This is a genomic window from Rickettsia asembonensis, from assembly GCF_000828125.2.
In the GTDB taxonomy this organism is placed as follows: Bacteria; Pseudomonadota; Alphaproteobacteria; order Rickettsiales; family Rickettsiaceae; genus Rickettsia; species Rickettsia asembonensis.
In genome coordinates this window covers 42,509-57,270 of the sequence record NZ_JWSW01000073.1, presented here as the reverse complement: position 1 = coordinate 57,270, position 14,762 = coordinate 42,509, and the positions used below count along the sequence as shown (strand labels likewise).

Here is a 14,762-nt window from a genome sequence, read left to right as displayed (position 1 = left end):
TATTTGTCAAATTAGTGAAGCAGTATATTATAATCTTGTAATAAAATCTAGATAAAATTAAACTTATGAAAATTTTTATAACATACATTTTTAGTATATTAGCCTTTTTTTCCTTAAGCGGCTGCAAAACTATCGAAAATAGAGGGCAGTCCATCGATGATTCGGCACTTGTAAAATTAGAATCTAAAAAACTAAATAAAACAGAAGTCGTAGAGTTAATAGGTATACCTACTATGGTACCGGAATATTCCCAAAATACCTGGTATTATGTTGAAAGAGTTATGTCTCAAAGAGCTTGGCTCAATCCAAAAATTGAAAAACAGAAGATAGTAAAAATTACGTTTGATGCTAATAATTTTATACAGGAAGTAGTAGTAATAGATGATTCTCATAGACAAGATATAGAAACAGTACGTGAATATACTAGGACATATGGAACGGAACTTAACGGACTACAAAAATTTGTTAAAAATTTAGGTAGATTCAATAAAACTACCGACGGAAATAAAAACAAAAGCAAGAATAAGAAGAAGAGATAAGTAACTTAGTCACCATTATTTACTATGTCATTCCTGCGAAAGCAGGAATCCATAATAAATCATTCTAATAATACTTGATAAACCTATAAAAACTTATTTTTATAGGTTTTTACTTCCTTCCCGCCTACGCGGGAATGACATCATTACAAAATAAAAACTATCTAATATGATTTCGATATTTAGTAAATTAAAACAAAGTTTATCTAAAACTTCTAATAAAATATCGGAAGGTATCGACAAAATATTTTACAAGAAAAAATTAGATGCAGAAACTCTAGAAGAGCTTGAAGAGCTGCTTATTGCAAGTGATATGAGCGTTTCGGTAGTAACTAATATTATTGAAGAGTTTAAAAAGGTAAAATTTGATAAAGAAATAGATAGTGATACAGTAAAAGAAGCCCTAGCTGAATTAATAGAGCAGCAGTTATCAAAATCAGAAATTCCTTTTACACTAAACGAAAATAAATTAAACGTAATTTTAGTTTGCGGTGTTAATGGAGCAGGTAAAACCACCACTATAGGTAAACTTGCTGCAATGTACTCAGCACAAGGGAAAAAAGTAGCGGTTGCGGCCTGTGATACTTTTAGATCTGCTGCCGTAAATCAGCTAAGAACTTGGGTAGATAGAGCAAATGCACTACTTATTACCGGTGAAGAATCGGCTGATCCTGCAAGCGTTGCTTACCGTGCTATGGAAGAGTCGATAAAACAAAATATCGATATACTTTTTATCGATACGGCAGGCAGGCTTCATAATAAGAAAAATTTGATGGATGAACTGTCTAAGATTGTAAAGGTTATAAAAAAACTAGACGAGAATGCTCCTACTCATAGCGTTTTAGTAATTGATGCTATTACAGGACAAAATACTTATAACCAAGTAGAACATTTTAATGATGCTACTAATTTGACGGGGCTTATCGTGACTAAATTAGACGGTAGTGCTAAAGCCGGAGTGCTTGTCGGAGTGGTACAGAAATTTAATCTACCCGTATACTTTATCGGTATAGGCGAGAAGATAGAGGACTTAAAAATATTCAACCGACATGATTTTGCTAAAAGTCTAGTCGGGTTGTGAGGTTTTACTACATCATTGCCCGCATAGATTGAAAAACCTACTCTAGGTTATTCCCGCGGAGGCGGGAATCCAGAAAAAAAGTATAAATACAGCAAATTTTTGAAATTAAAAGCTCGATTTATCTCGCTTTATGCTGGATTCCCGCCTCCGCGGGAATGACATAAAATGAGCGATGCAATAACACTAACGTTCACTCACCATGACGATAGAATTAAAAATAAAATCACGAGATGACTCAAAAAAATACCTTATTGCTCATAGACGGATACGGATTTGTTTTTAGAGCCTATTATGCACAACAGCCTTTAACTTCTCCGAAAGGTGAACCTGTCGGTGCTCTTTACGGCTTTACCTCAATGCTACTAAAATTGCTGAGTGACTTTAAGCCTAAACATGTCGCTGTAGTGTTTGATAGCGGCGGGAAAAATTTCCGCCATCATATTTATCCTGAATATAAAGCTAACCGCCCGCCTCCACCTGAGGATTTAGTAGTACAATTACCATTAGTTCGGGATGTTGCTAGTAACTTAAATTTTCCTATTCTAGAGAAAAACGGTTATGAAGCCGATGACATTATTGCAACCTTTGCCGCTAAAACAGCTGCACTCGGCGAAGATGTAGTTGTCATCTCTTCCGATAAAGATTTATTGCAGTTAATGGGTAAAAACATCAAAATATATGATCCGTTAAAAGGAAAATACATTACGGAAGATGATGTGGTTAAAAAGTTCGGTACTACTTCTGATAAATTACGTGAAGTGATGGCTTTAATCGGCGATAGATCGGATAATATTCCGGGTGTGCCGTCTATTGGACCAAAAACAGCAAGTAGTCTTATAACGCAATTTGGTTCTGTAGAAAATATATTTAACTCTTTAGACCAAGTTTCAAACCTAAAACAACGTGAAACTTTACAAAATTCTAAAGAAGCGGCGTTAATTTCATGGCAATTAATCGGGCTTGATTCTAATGTTGATTTAGATTTTCAGCTGAATAATTTAGAATGGTCACCTCCAAATAGCGATAAATTAACAGGATTTTTACAGGAATACGGTTTTAAATCTTTATATAAAAGAGCAGAAAATTTATTTGATATTAAAATTAATGACCATAAAGAGATAATAGACAATAAAGTAACCGAAGCAAAAGAAATCAGTAACGCTAGCGAGTTAGCGGATTTTGCTAAAAAAGCTGAGAAAATAGGAATATTCGGGATATATTTACTGCAGCATAAAGGGGATAATGTTGCTCTTATTTTATCATTGAAAAACCAAAGCTATATTATTAAAATTTCTAACACTTCCCATGATCTATTTTCCTATAATACTAAAAATAATAACAACTGGTTTTCGGATATAATCTTCAATTTACTAACCGATAAATCTATAAAAAAAATTACCTACTCTCTAAAGCCTCTACTTAAATTCTATGCAGAACAATCTCATGAAATTATGGCTATAGAGGATTTAGAACTAATGCAATATACGTTATCTGCCGGTTTATCACAGAAAAATTTATTTGAAGAGGCTTTAAAAGAGGAAAATATAATTAATGAATCGGCAAAAATAGTAGCCGATTTTACTTCACTTTATAAACAAAATATACTGGAGCTTAAAGATAATAAAGCCTTTAGACTTTACAGCGATATTGATTTACCTATTTGTTTTATTTTAGATAAAATGGAAAAAATTGGAATTAAAGTAGACGCAAATTATCTAAATCAGTTATCTGCTGAATTTGGAGCAGAAATAGCTAGACTTGAAGAAGAAATTTTTGCTCTTAGCGGAACTAAATTTAATATCGGTTCGCCAAAACAATTAGGCGAGATTTTATTTGAAAAAATGCAGCTACCTTTCGGTAAAGCTTCGGCTAAAGCAAGCTCTTACTCAACAGGAGCGGAAATACTAGAAAAACTTAGCGAACACGGATATAATATAGCAGATTTGTTACTAAGATGGCGACAGCTTACGAAATTAAAGAATACTTACACCGATAGTTTACCGAAACAGATAGATAATATAACGAGGCGAGTACATACGACATTTTTACAAACTTCTACCACTACAGGAAGACTTAGCTCACAAGAACCTAATCTGCAAAATGTACCGATTCGCTCTAGTGAGGGTAATAAAATAAGACAAGCTTTTATCGCTGAAAAAAGTTATAAATTAATATCTGCCGATTATTCTCAAATTGAGCTTAGAATATTAAGCCATATCGCAAATATAGATGCACTAAAACAAGCATTTATCAATAAAGACGATATCCATACTCAAACGGCTTGTCAAATCTTTAACTTGCAAAAACATGAACTAACTAGCGAACATAGACGTAAAGCAAAAGCCATAAATTTCGGTATCATTTACGGTATAAGTGCTTTTGGGCTTGCTAAGCAATTAAATGTTAGTAACAGCGAAGCATCCGAATATATCAAGAAATATTTTGCTGAATATAAAGGAGTACAAGAATATATGGAGCAAACAAAAGCTTTTGCAAGTAGCAACGGCTATGTCATAAATTTCTTTGGCAGAAAATGTTTTGTATCTCTAATTCATGATAAAAAACTTAAACAATTTGCAGAACGTGCAGCTATTAATGCTCCTATTCAAGGAACTAATGCCGATATAATTAAAATTGCTATGATCAATCTAGATCAAGAAATAGAAAAAAATAAGCTTAAAACCAGATTAGTACTGCAAATTCATGATGAATTACTGTTTGAAGTACCAGAGGATGAAGTAGAACTCGTAACGCCTATTATCAAAAAAATTATGGAAAACTCTACTAATATGGATGTACCGATTATAACCGAAATTAGAGTAGGTAATAACTGGATGGAGATTCATTGAGTATACTCGTTTAATTTGAAAAATTGGCGTCGTTGTTTCATATTTTTTAATCCTCACGTACTAGTATGTACGCTGCGGTCAAAAAATATGAAATGCCTTGCTCTTTTCCAAATTAAACTTCGTCTACATACTATTTAATTTAAGTGACTAAATTTAGTTGCATAAATCAACAAATATGTTTATAGTAAGGTTATAAGTAGTAAAAAATAATAACTTGAGTTCAATAGATAAACTATTACATGGGATGAATTAACTAGATTATTTGGTAGCTTGCATTTTGAAGAAATTGTAAGAGGCAAAACCGGTGGTTCTAGAAGAAAATTTTATAATAAAAAAACTGGATTAATTATTAATCTACATAAACCTCATCCTCAGCCAATTATAAAATCTTATTTAATTGAACAGATAATAAAAAAGTTAGAAGAGGAGGAATTAATATGATAAAAAGTGATTTGATGAACTATAAAGGTTATTTAGGATCAGTACATTTTAATGCTTCCGAAGAACTACTTTTCGGTAAAGTAGAATTTATAAGAGATTTGATAAGTTATAAAGCATCCGACGCTAAAACTTTAATAAAGTCATTTCAAGAATCTGTAGATAGTTACTTAGAAGATTGTAATATAGTCGGTAAAATACCTGATAAACCTTTTAAAGGTAGTTTTAATGTAAGAATTGAACCTAAACTACATAAAGAAGTAAGCTTATATGCGATGCAACACGGCTATACTTTAAACGGTATAGTTAAAAAAGCTTTAAACGAACTTATAAAAATATAAGAGGCTATCTGCATCAATTATTTTAAAAAGGAGCGTAATATATGAAAATTTTATATTCACATCTGAGCCGGTTTCTGAAGGGCATCCGGACAAAATTGCTGATCAAATTTCAGATATGGTACTTGATGAAATTCTAAAACATGACCCTAGTGGTCGTGTTGCCTGTGAAACATTTGTAACAACCGGTCTAGTTTTAGTATGCGGCGAAATTACTACTAGTACCTATGTAGACCGAGCGTTTTTCAAGAGCCACACAACAATGCCTCGCAGGAATAACATAGAAAGCCGAGTAACAAACCCCACTATTTACTATATCCTTTTAAAATCTCAAAATCTTGCCCTTGAAGAAAAAACTTTTCAGGTAATGTAATTTTTGCTACAAAATTCTTTACATCTTCGCTTTGTAAATAGATTGTAGCTTTAGCATTACTCTGGTCCCCGTTATTAGTGCGAGCTGCAAGCAAGGTTACTATCTGCCGTAATTCTTCATAATTTTGTGGGTAAAGCTGTAACTCAAATTGTTTATTATTAATTGCATCCTCAATTGATGAAAAGCTTTTTGCCGTTAGTTTTATTCCTCCTTCATCTTTAACTATATCACAATTAACAACTACCAAACTTTTAACATCGAGTAAATGTACATAATCTTTTAAAACTTCCTCACTAAAAATACTAAGTTCAAATATATTCTCAGGGTCGGAAAGCACGAGCGTCACGAATCTACCTCTTGCCGACATACGAGAATCCTTTTTTTGTATTACACCGGCAAGATTTATTCGGTTAGCACCGTCAGGTAAGTTATTATGTAAATCCGCACTATTTAAAATATTTAAACGGCTAAATATTTCTTGATACTGCGTAAGAGGATGATTAGAGATAAATAAACCCATAGCCTCAAATTCATAAAAAGCTAAAGTATTTTTATCTGCATAATCACTTGATACTAAAATAGTTGGACTTAAACTAGAAACTTTAATTAAACTAAATTGATTAGATTCTTGCTCTTCGTGATATGAAGTTGAATAAGCAAGCAATTTCGGAATACTTGAAAATAATTGCAATCGATTATCATGTAGCTCATCAAAACAGCCTGATTTAATTAAATTTTTTAGTAATTTACTATTAATAGCTTTTGGCGGTAATCTTTCAATAAAATCGGTAATTGATTTAAACGCTCCTCTTGCTTTTCGCTCGTCCGTCACTAACTTACCGAAATTCGGCGTAACTCCCTTAATAGCCCCTAAGGCGAAGATTATTGCACTCTCGATATCATCACGCGAGCTTGTAGCGGGATCTTTTAAGTCTTTTTCCTGGATACCGCGGTCAAGACGCGGTATGACAGGCTCTACACTATGTGGGATGACAGTGTCCGAAGACTTTACACTAAAATATCCTTCAGAAATATTAATATTAGGAGCAATAATTTTTATGCCGCTATCTTTTGCTTCCTGCAGAAATAAATTAATTTTGTCGTGATTATTTAATTCAAGATTTAAACATGCTACTAAAAACTCTGCCGGGTAATTAGCTTTAAGATATGCGGTTTGGTATGAAATAACGCCGTAAGCTGCAGCATGTGCCTTATTAAAACCGTAACCTGCAAATTTAGCCACGGTTGCAAAAATGGATCTAGCTTGAGATTCCGAAATATTATTAGCAATTGCTCCTTTAACGAAGATTTCTTCCTGCTCCTCCATTTCTTTCTTTATCTTCTTACCCATTGCTCTACGAAGCAAATCAGCAGCTCCTAGGGTATAACCTGCAAGAATCTGAGCAATTCTTTGTACCTGCTCCTGATATATCACCACTCCATAAGTTTCTTCTAGGATTGGCTTTAGTAGCTCATGTAAATAATCAGGCTGTTGTAATTTATGCTTACAAGCTATATAGGTAGGGATATTTTCCATAGGACCCGGACGATATAAAGCCCCAAGAGCTATCAAATCATGTATAGAATCAGGTTTAAGGCGCCTAAGTGCATCTTTCATCCCGATACTTTCAAATTGGAAAACGCCGACTCCTTTACCTTTACACAACATTTGATAAGTCTTATTATCATCAAAGATCATATTGTTAAAATCTACTTCTATTCCTTGTTCTTTAAGTAGTTTCTTACAATCGGTAATAACCGTTAGGGTTTGCAGTCCTAAAAAATCAAATTTAATTAAACCGGCAATTTCGGAATATTTCATAGAATAACCGACTACCAGCATATCGGAATTAGCATCTTTATATACCGGTACTATATCGACTAAATCAGTACCTGCTATTACGATTCCTGCAGCATGAGTTGAGGAATGCCTATGTAACCCCTCAAGAATTAACGAAGTATCAAGCACTAGCTTAATTAACTCCGCTTCACCCTCCAAATTATACAGCCCATTACCTTTAGCAGCATTTGCAAGCTCCGGAACTTCACGCATCGCCTGTTCTAGGCTAACGGGATTAACCGCACTAAAAGGTACAAGCTCCGTTAGATAATCAGCAAATTTATAAGGTAAACTAAGTACGCGAGCAACATCCTTAATTACAGCCTTTGCCTGCATTTTACCGAAAGTTATAATCTGTCCTACTCTATTATTGCCGTATTTAGAGCGTACGTAATTAATTACTTCTTCACGTCTTTCTTGACAAAAATCAATATCGAAGTCAGGCATTGAAATACGTTCAGGATTTAAAAATCTTTCAAATAATAAGCCGAATTTAATCGGATCGAGATCAGTAATAAGCAAGCTCCAAGCAACAACCGAGCCTGCTCCTGAGCCTCTACCCGGTCCAACTAAAATACCCTCTTTTTTACTCCATTTAATAAAATCGGACACAATTAAAAAATAACCGGCAAAATTCATATTACAGATAATATCCAGCTCATAATTAAGACGAGCAAAATATTCGATTTTCAATTCTTCTTGCTTTTCTAATGAAATATTTTCAGATTTAAACTTTGTAGCAAGCCTTGCAAACAACCCTTCTTTTGCATCTTTTCTAATTAAATCCGTTTCACTAATATCTTTGGTGGCAAAATTAGGCAGCATAGGCGGGTTTGCATGTGCTGCAAAATAACAACGCTCTCTTAAATTCACAGTATTTTGTATGGCACTAGGTAAATCAGAAAAAAGCTCTATCATCTCATGCGGTGATCTAAAATAACAATTTTCACTAACTGTTTTACGATCAGGATATTCTTTAGTAACGCCAGCTGATATACATAATAATACATCATGTGCATCATGCATGCTTTTTTCGCTAAACAAAACTTTATTAGTAGCAACAAGCGGAATAGCAAGCTCGGCAGCAATTCTAATATAACTATCTTCAATAAACTGTTCTTCCGGTAGTTCGTGTCTCATAATCTCAAAGTAAAAACGATCTCCTAAAATTTCCTGTAATTTACGTGCAAATAGCATCGCTTGCTCTTCGCTCCGAGCTAGCAAGCATTTTCCGACAATACCGTCGGTATAACAGCATAATGCTATTAATCCCTCTTGATATTCAATTAAATCTTCAAAATCAATGTGATCGCATAGCTTACGATCATTTTTAGTAAAAGTAAGGCTTGATAGTTTGAGTAAATTTTTATAGCCGGTTTCATCTTTAGCTATAAGTAAAATTTGAGCAAAAATATCTATATCGTATTTTATATTTAGAATAACTCCGTGTATCGGCTGCAGTCCTTTTTTTACTGCGTATAATGCAAATTCTAACGAGCCGAATAAATTTCCCTTATCTGCCAAACAAATAGCAGGCATTTTATTTGATGAAGCAAGCTCTACTACTTTCTCGATCGTTAATGCACTTTCTAGAAAAGAATAAGAGCTTTGAGTTCTTAAATGAATAAATTCAGCTCGCATTTTTTATTAATGTTAAAGTTTATTGTCTTCATGACACTGTGTCACCTAGTTCGCTTGACCACGGGGTCTAGTCTTTTTTATTTTTTTTGGATACCGTGGCGGGGCCAGCGTTGTTGCATGGCTCGACTATTCACGGGACCCAGTTAAAAATACTAATAATTTTAGTATTTTTAGTTATTTTACTGAATACCGTGGACAAGCCACGGTATGACACCGAGCGGGTTTTTGAGCCATGCAACAAAGCCGGCGGGACCACGGTATGACACCGAGTGTGTTTTCCGTTCCATACACCAAGGCTAAATCTTACTTCCGACTGCACAATATCTAAAACCGATTTTTTTCATTGCTTCATTATCTAGTATATTTCTAAGGTCAATGATTATCGGGGATTTTACTAAATCATAAATTCCTTGCCAATTAAGTTCTTTGAATTCTAACCATTCAGTTGCAATAACTATAATATCTACTGATTTACAGGCTTCAGCTACCGAATCTAAATATAGCAAATTTTTATGTTCTAAATTCTTTTTAGCATTTTCAAGACCGATAGGATCAAATGCTTTAACATATACATCTTCATTTAATAAGATCTTTACAATTTCGATGGCAGGACTTGCCCTAACATCATCTGTTCCTGCTTTATATGTTAAGCCTAAAATTGCTATATTTTTACCTTTTAAATCTCCGTCTAACAAAGTAGCTATTTTATCTACCATATTACTTGGACGCTGCTTATTACTTTTAATTACTGCCTTAAGAATCTTACAATCGATATGATGATTTTCTACAAGATTATTTAATGCTAGAATATCTTTTGGAAAACATGAACCGCCAAAACCCGGTCCTGCATTTAAAAAATTTTGACCGATTCTTTGATCAAGTCCTACACCTTTAGATAAATCTTTAATATTACCGCCGATTTTTTCACATAAATCAGCCATCTCGTTAATAAAAGCAATTTTGGTAGCTAAAAAGCTATTGGAAGCATATTTAATAAGCTTGCTTGTCACTAAATCGGTAACCACGAACTTTGCACCTTGTTCTATTAAAGGTGCATAAATTTTTCGCAATATTTCCTCTGATTCTTTATTATTTACACCGATAACTATGCGATCAGGATATAAAAAATCTTCTACCGCACTCCCCTCTCTTAAAAACTCAGGATTAGAAGCAACATTAAATGAAAAGCCTTTTGATTTTAAATAAGCTATAATATTACTGCAACTATCAGGCGGAACAGTAGATTTTATGACTATTAAACAATCTTTATTTATATGCTCGGAAACTTTATCAATAGCATCATAGACATATTTTAAATCTGCTTCTCCCGACTCTTTTGAAGGCGTACCGACCGTAATAAATATTGCCTCGGCATTTTGAAGTTCATTATTATAAATATTTGTAAATTTTAATCTATCTTTTGCTAAAGCCTGCTTAAAATATTCATCAAGTTTAGCTTCATAAATCGGTAATATTTGCTTATTTAATTTGGATATTTTAACCTCATCATTATCAAGACAAGTAACATTATGACCTAAATAGCTCATAATAATACCTGAGACTAATCCCACATATCCGCTACCGATAAATGTAATATTCATAATTTTTTGTGATTTTTATATTAAATTTTTAGATTATACGTTATATTCCAAGTGTATACCTCAAAAAGAATAGTATAGACGAAGATCAACTTCAAAAAGAGCAAGGAGTCTATAAGGCAAGAAGCAGAGCGTATACTTAATACGTGAGCATCGCAGAACTTATAGGACGACGTAGCCAATTTTGAAGCTCTATCTACGTATATAAAGCTTTTATCATATTTCAATAGATTTACAAGCTCAAATGAATTTTATTAAAAAAACCTTTATTAGTATTTTTATAATTTTAATTTCATTATCTTTGGCTATAACTCTAACTGTTTATATTGCAAATAAAGGACACTTAAATGAACCTTTGAAAAAAATAATTGAATTTTATTTAAGTAAAAATGATATAAAGGCTGTACTACATAATTTAGAATTTAAAGAAAACCGATTATCCATAGATAAAATTTCCTTAAGTCTTATAGATAATGCTAGAGGAGAAATTAACGATTTTAATCTTTTCTTTAATTTCAAAAATTTCTTCTCTAATTCGTTAATAGAGGCTAATTTTAATATTGATAAAATTTCCGTAATCTCAAATAACGATGAAGAGATTATAAACACTTCAACAACCGGGGATTATTCATTAAATATAATTAAAAAAGATTCCCTAACCGACATACAACTAACTTCAATAAAAAGTGATATCTTAACCGATGAGCAAGGAGCGGACTTACCTCTAGGAAATGCTTTATGCTCATATAAAACCACCTATTCTAAAGATAATCCAAAGACCGTTAATTGCAAACTTACCTTTGGAGACAAAGCTTTTTTATCACTAAGCGGTATAATAACCGATAAAAATATCGATGCAAGTGCAGCTGCCGCAAATATGCCTTTAATAATTTATCAAACAGTCGAAAAAATTATTCCGGATAACCCTATAATCTCATATTTACGAGAACATATAAAACAAGGTTACATCCAAAACGGAGAATTAAATATTAAATTAGATAAAAAATTTTTAAAAAAAAATATTTTAGTAGAAGATAATTTAAAAGCAAATTTACATATCTCGAATTTTGAATATAAATATCATACAGATTTACCGCCTTTGACTAAAGTTGATACCAATATAATCATTTCAGGACCAGAAATAAAATTTCTAATTAATGAAGCATATAGCGGTAAAAGTGTTGTTTCAGACGGTATTATGACTTTCAAATGGGAAGGACCGGATAAATCACAATTTGTTTTTAATGCTACTGCTAAAGGTGAAATTAACGACTTAATTGCCTTTGTTCCAAATGATGCTTATCAAAATATTAAAGCTCAAAATATTGATCTTAAAAAAATCAAAGGAACGGCAAATTCAATAATAGAGCTAATAATTCCTATTAGCCCAAATATCCCTAATAGCTATAATGTTTTGTCGACATTAACAAATATCTCTTTTAACACCTTAGACAATAATATCCTATTACAAAACGGTGAAGCCAAAGGTAGCTTTAAAGACAACAAACTAAATATTAACGGTAAGGGTAAAATTAATAATTATGCAAGCAGCTTTACTTATGATCATGATATATCAGATAAAAATAATGAGTGTTTACTTAAAATAAAAAGTAATATTACGGCAAATAATCAAAGATTTGGAGTATTTAAATTAATTTCAGGCAGCAGCATTTTAAATTTTGAGTATAAAAAACAGCATAACAATGAGAGTTTTATTACCGTTAATTCTAATCTTGATAATTTAGAATTCTATATAGATAAAGTATCTATTCATAAAAAATTATATAAAAAAGCTAATTTATATTTATATACTAAATTAAATGATAAAAATTTCGATAGAAATCTTGAATTTAACCTGTCGGGGCAGGATAATCTAAAAATTAACGGTAATGCCCTAATTAAGAAAAATATTTATAATATTAATCTAGCCTCTGTTAAACATAATCATACGGATTTAAAAGGAAAAATAATCATAGATAACCATAATCTTACTACGAAACTTTATGGAAGCGGATTAGATTTATCAAATGCTAATATGATGCAGTTTTTAGAAAAAGAGGGAGATTCTACACGTAATATTAATTTAAAAACTAATATATCAAAAATAATTTTAAAGAATAATATAATTCTAGGTAATCTTGATTTAGCAATTAAATGTGATAAAGTACGGTGTTTTTCCGGTTTTCTAAATGCTAATATCGATAATAAAAAAGTTAAGATGTCGCTTACCGCTAAGGACAGTTTTGAACAATGGCTAATTGAATCCGATAATGCCGGAGCATTACTTAAGGGCCTTGGAATGTATACCACTATGCAAAACGGTCAGATTAACATCAACTTAAATACAAGAAGATATGAAGTAAAAAAAGGGGAAATAGTGCCGATATTAGACGGCAAATTTTCTATAAAACATTTTACGGTAGTCGATACTCCTTTTTTAACACGGCTTGTTTCCTTTGTTTCGTTGCCGGGTTTTCTTAGTTCAATAACTAATAATAAAAATATTTTATTTGAAGATATGACCGGTAAATTTAATTATAGAGGAAATATAATTACAATTTTCGATACGGAAGCACATGGACCGTTCTTTGATTTTACTATGAAAGGTAATATTGATACCAAACAGCAATTAATTACGGTTAAAGGAAATGTTATTCCTTCCTTTTTCTTAATCAGCACTATTGTAACTAAAATACCGGTAGTCGGTAAAATATTTTCCAAAGTAGCGCCTTACTCCTTAAAAATGAACTATAAATAGTTATATTCCGTGTACAAAAAATTATATTTAATCGGTATTTTACTTTTAGGCTTAATTTCCGGTCTTACGTTTAATTTAATTTTTTTCACAGTTCCATATCAATTATCCGAAGCAAAATACACCACTGATATAATAGGTTCGATATCACTAGCTGCTTTTCCGTATTGCTTAAAGGTCATATGGTCACCTTTTATAGATAAATACTCTATACCTTTTTTATGTTCTAAATTCGGTCACAGGCGTGGCTGGGCATTGGTATCACAAATATTTTTAATCCTAGCGATGACGGGGTTCTTAAACGTAAGCCCTTGTAATAACTTATATACTACTGCAATTATCTTATTTATTATTTCATTCTGCAGTTCTACGCAAGATATTGTACTTGACGCATATAGAATTGAGAGACCTACATCTAAAGAAGAGCTTTCAATGGCTTTTACCTTTAGTAGCATAGGGTTTCGTTTAGGTATGTTACTTGGCAGCGTCGGTGCTTTATATTCATCAATTATTTTCGGCTGGGATACAGTATATAAATTTGCTTTATTCATTACTGTAGTTGGTCCTATAGTAATCTTATGTATCAAAGAACCGAAACCTAAAGAAAAACGTCATACGACTACTAATTTAATAGGATTACAACAATATTTTGAAGTTATTAAAAAAAGTATTATATCTTTAAAAAATGAACAACAATATTTATTGCTAATTATATTGTTTGTCTTTTTATATAAAGCTGCGGATTCTATACCTATGGCTATGAGTTCGCCTTTATTTCTAGATTTAAGTTTTACTACTCATGAAATTGCCGTTATTTACAAAGCTTACGGGTTACTGATCATGATCGTCGGAGGAGCTTTAGGCGGCGTTTTAGCTACAAAAATGGGTATATTTCATAGTGTCTTAATTGGTGGAGTTATTCAATTATTATCACCTCTTATGTTTATGATTCTTGCTACTATCGGCTATGATATAAGGATATTTATAATAACAGTTACAGTACAAAACTTTTGTGCAGGCTTTGCAGGAACTATTATCTCTATCTATTTTGCTAGCCTTTGCAATAGTGAATTTGTTGCCACGCAATATTCTATTATTGCATCTTTTAGCTCTCTTAGCCGTATTATTCTAGCTAGCCTTGGCGGTATTTGTGCAAAATATCTTACTTGGTCTGTATTCTTTTTAGGTAACACTCTGTTTAGCATGTTATTTATACCGATATTTTATAAAATATATAGAAAGAAACTAGACTTTGTGAATATTTCTAAAAAGATATGACAATTATTAAAAAAGGTTTATAATATTGATATATA

9 protein-coding genes and 1 pseudogene are annotated in these 14,762 nt (G+C 32.2%); 8 read left to right on the top strand and 2 right to left on the bottom strand.

What is annotated here, in order from left to right; translation table 11 throughout:
* The first annotated feature begins 65 nt into the window (after positions 1-65).
* The 6 genes and pseudogenes from SB78_RS05860 to SB78_RS08425 form a co-directional block, all read left to right on the top strand.
* Positions 66-539, top strand: a complete 474-nt coding sequence (locus SB78_RS05860) for an outer membrane protein assembly factor BamE (protein WP_041079321.1) — start codon at positions 66-68, stop codon at positions 537-539.
* A gap of 166 nt (positions 540-705) precedes the next feature.
* The gene (gene ftsY, locus SB78_RS05855) at positions 706-1,617 is read left to right on the top strand and encodes a signal recognition particle-docking protein FtsY (protein ID WP_041079319.1); all 912 of its coding nucleotides are present in this window, start codon (positions 706-708) and stop codon (positions 1,615-1,617) included.
* Positions 1,618-1,847: 230 nt separating this feature from the next.
* A complete protein-coding gene (polA, locus tag SB78_RS05850) occupies positions 1,848-4,466 on the top strand; it encodes a DNA polymerase I (protein ID WP_041079317.1) in 2,619 nt (872 codons plus the stop codon).
* Positions 4,467-4,700: 234 nt separating this feature from the next.
* Positions 4,701-4,907 (top strand): type II toxin-antitoxin system HicA family toxin, encoded by a 207-nt coding sequence (locus tag SB78_RS05845; protein WP_052458504.1) that lies wholly within the window; start codon positions 4,701-4,703, stop codon positions 4,905-4,907.
* Positions 4,904-5,245 (top strand): type II toxin-antitoxin system HicB family antitoxin, encoded by a 342-nt coding sequence (locus SB78_RS05840; protein ID WP_041079315.1) that lies wholly within the window; start codon positions 4,904-4,906, stop codon positions 5,243-5,245. Before SB78_RS05845 ends, SB78_RS05840 begins: the two co-directional genes overlap by 4 nt.
* Positions 5,246-5,282: 37 nt before the next feature.
* A pseudogene (locus SB78_RS08425) lies at positions 5,283-5,477 on the top strand (S-adenosylmethionine synthetase N-terminal domain-containing protein); the annotation flags it as partial.
* 70 nt (positions 5,478-5,547) lie between these two features.
* Here SB78_RS08425 and dnaE read toward each other — a convergent pair.
* Positions 5,548-9,096 (bottom strand): DNA polymerase III subunit alpha, encoded by a 3,549-nt coding sequence (dnaE, locus tag SB78_RS05835; protein WP_041079313.1) that lies wholly within the window; start codon positions 9,094-9,096, stop codon positions 5,548-5,550.
* 296 nt (positions 9,097-9,392) lie between these two features.
* Positions 9,393-10,697, bottom strand: a complete 1,305-nt coding sequence (locus tag SB78_RS05830; protein WP_041079311.1) for a UDP-glucose dehydrogenase family protein — start codon at positions 10,695-10,697, stop codon at positions 9,393-9,395.
* 241 nt (positions 10,698-10,938) lie between these two features.
* On the opposite strand from SB78_RS05830, the gene SB78_RS05825 reads away from it, so the two are divergent.
* Positions 10,939-13,452: a YhdP family protein gene (locus SB78_RS05825; RefSeq protein ID WP_041079309.1), complete on the top strand. Its 2,514-nt coding sequence runs from the start codon at positions 10,939-10,941 to the stop codon at positions 13,450-13,452.
* A gap of 9 nt (positions 13,453-13,461) precedes the next feature.
* Positions 13,462-14,727: an MFS transporter gene (locus SB78_RS05820; RefSeq protein WP_041079307.1), complete on the top strand. Its 1,266-nt coding sequence runs from the start codon at positions 13,462-13,464 to the stop codon at positions 14,725-14,727.
* Positions 14,728-14,762 lie beyond the last annotated feature (35 nt).

Coding starts and splice junctions, on each gene's coding strand:
- SB78_RS05860 (WP_041079321.1), top strand. CDS start 66: ATGAAAATTTTTATAACATACATTTTTAGTATATTAGCCTTTTTTTCC.
- dnaE (WP_041079313.1), bottom strand. CDS start 9,096: ATGCGAGCTGAATTTATTCATTTAAGAACTCAAAGCTCTTATTCTTTT.
- SB78_RS05825 (WP_041079309.1), top strand. CDS start 10,939: ATGAATTTTATTAAAAAAACCTTTATTAGTATTTTTATAATTTTAATT.
- SB78_RS05840 (WP_041079315.1), top strand. CDS start 4,904: ATGATAAAAAGTGATTTGATGAACTATAAAGGTTATTTAGGATCAGTA.
- polA (WP_041079317.1), top strand. CDS start 1,848: ATGACTCAAAAAAATACCTTATTGCTCATAGACGGATACGGATTTGTT.
- SB78_RS05830 (WP_041079311.1), bottom strand. CDS start 10,697: ATGAATATTACATTTATCGGTAGCGGATATGTGGGATTAGTCTCAGGT.
- ftsY (WP_041079319.1), top strand. CDS start 706: ATGATTTCGATATTTAGTAAATTAAAACAAAGTTTATCTAAAACTTCT.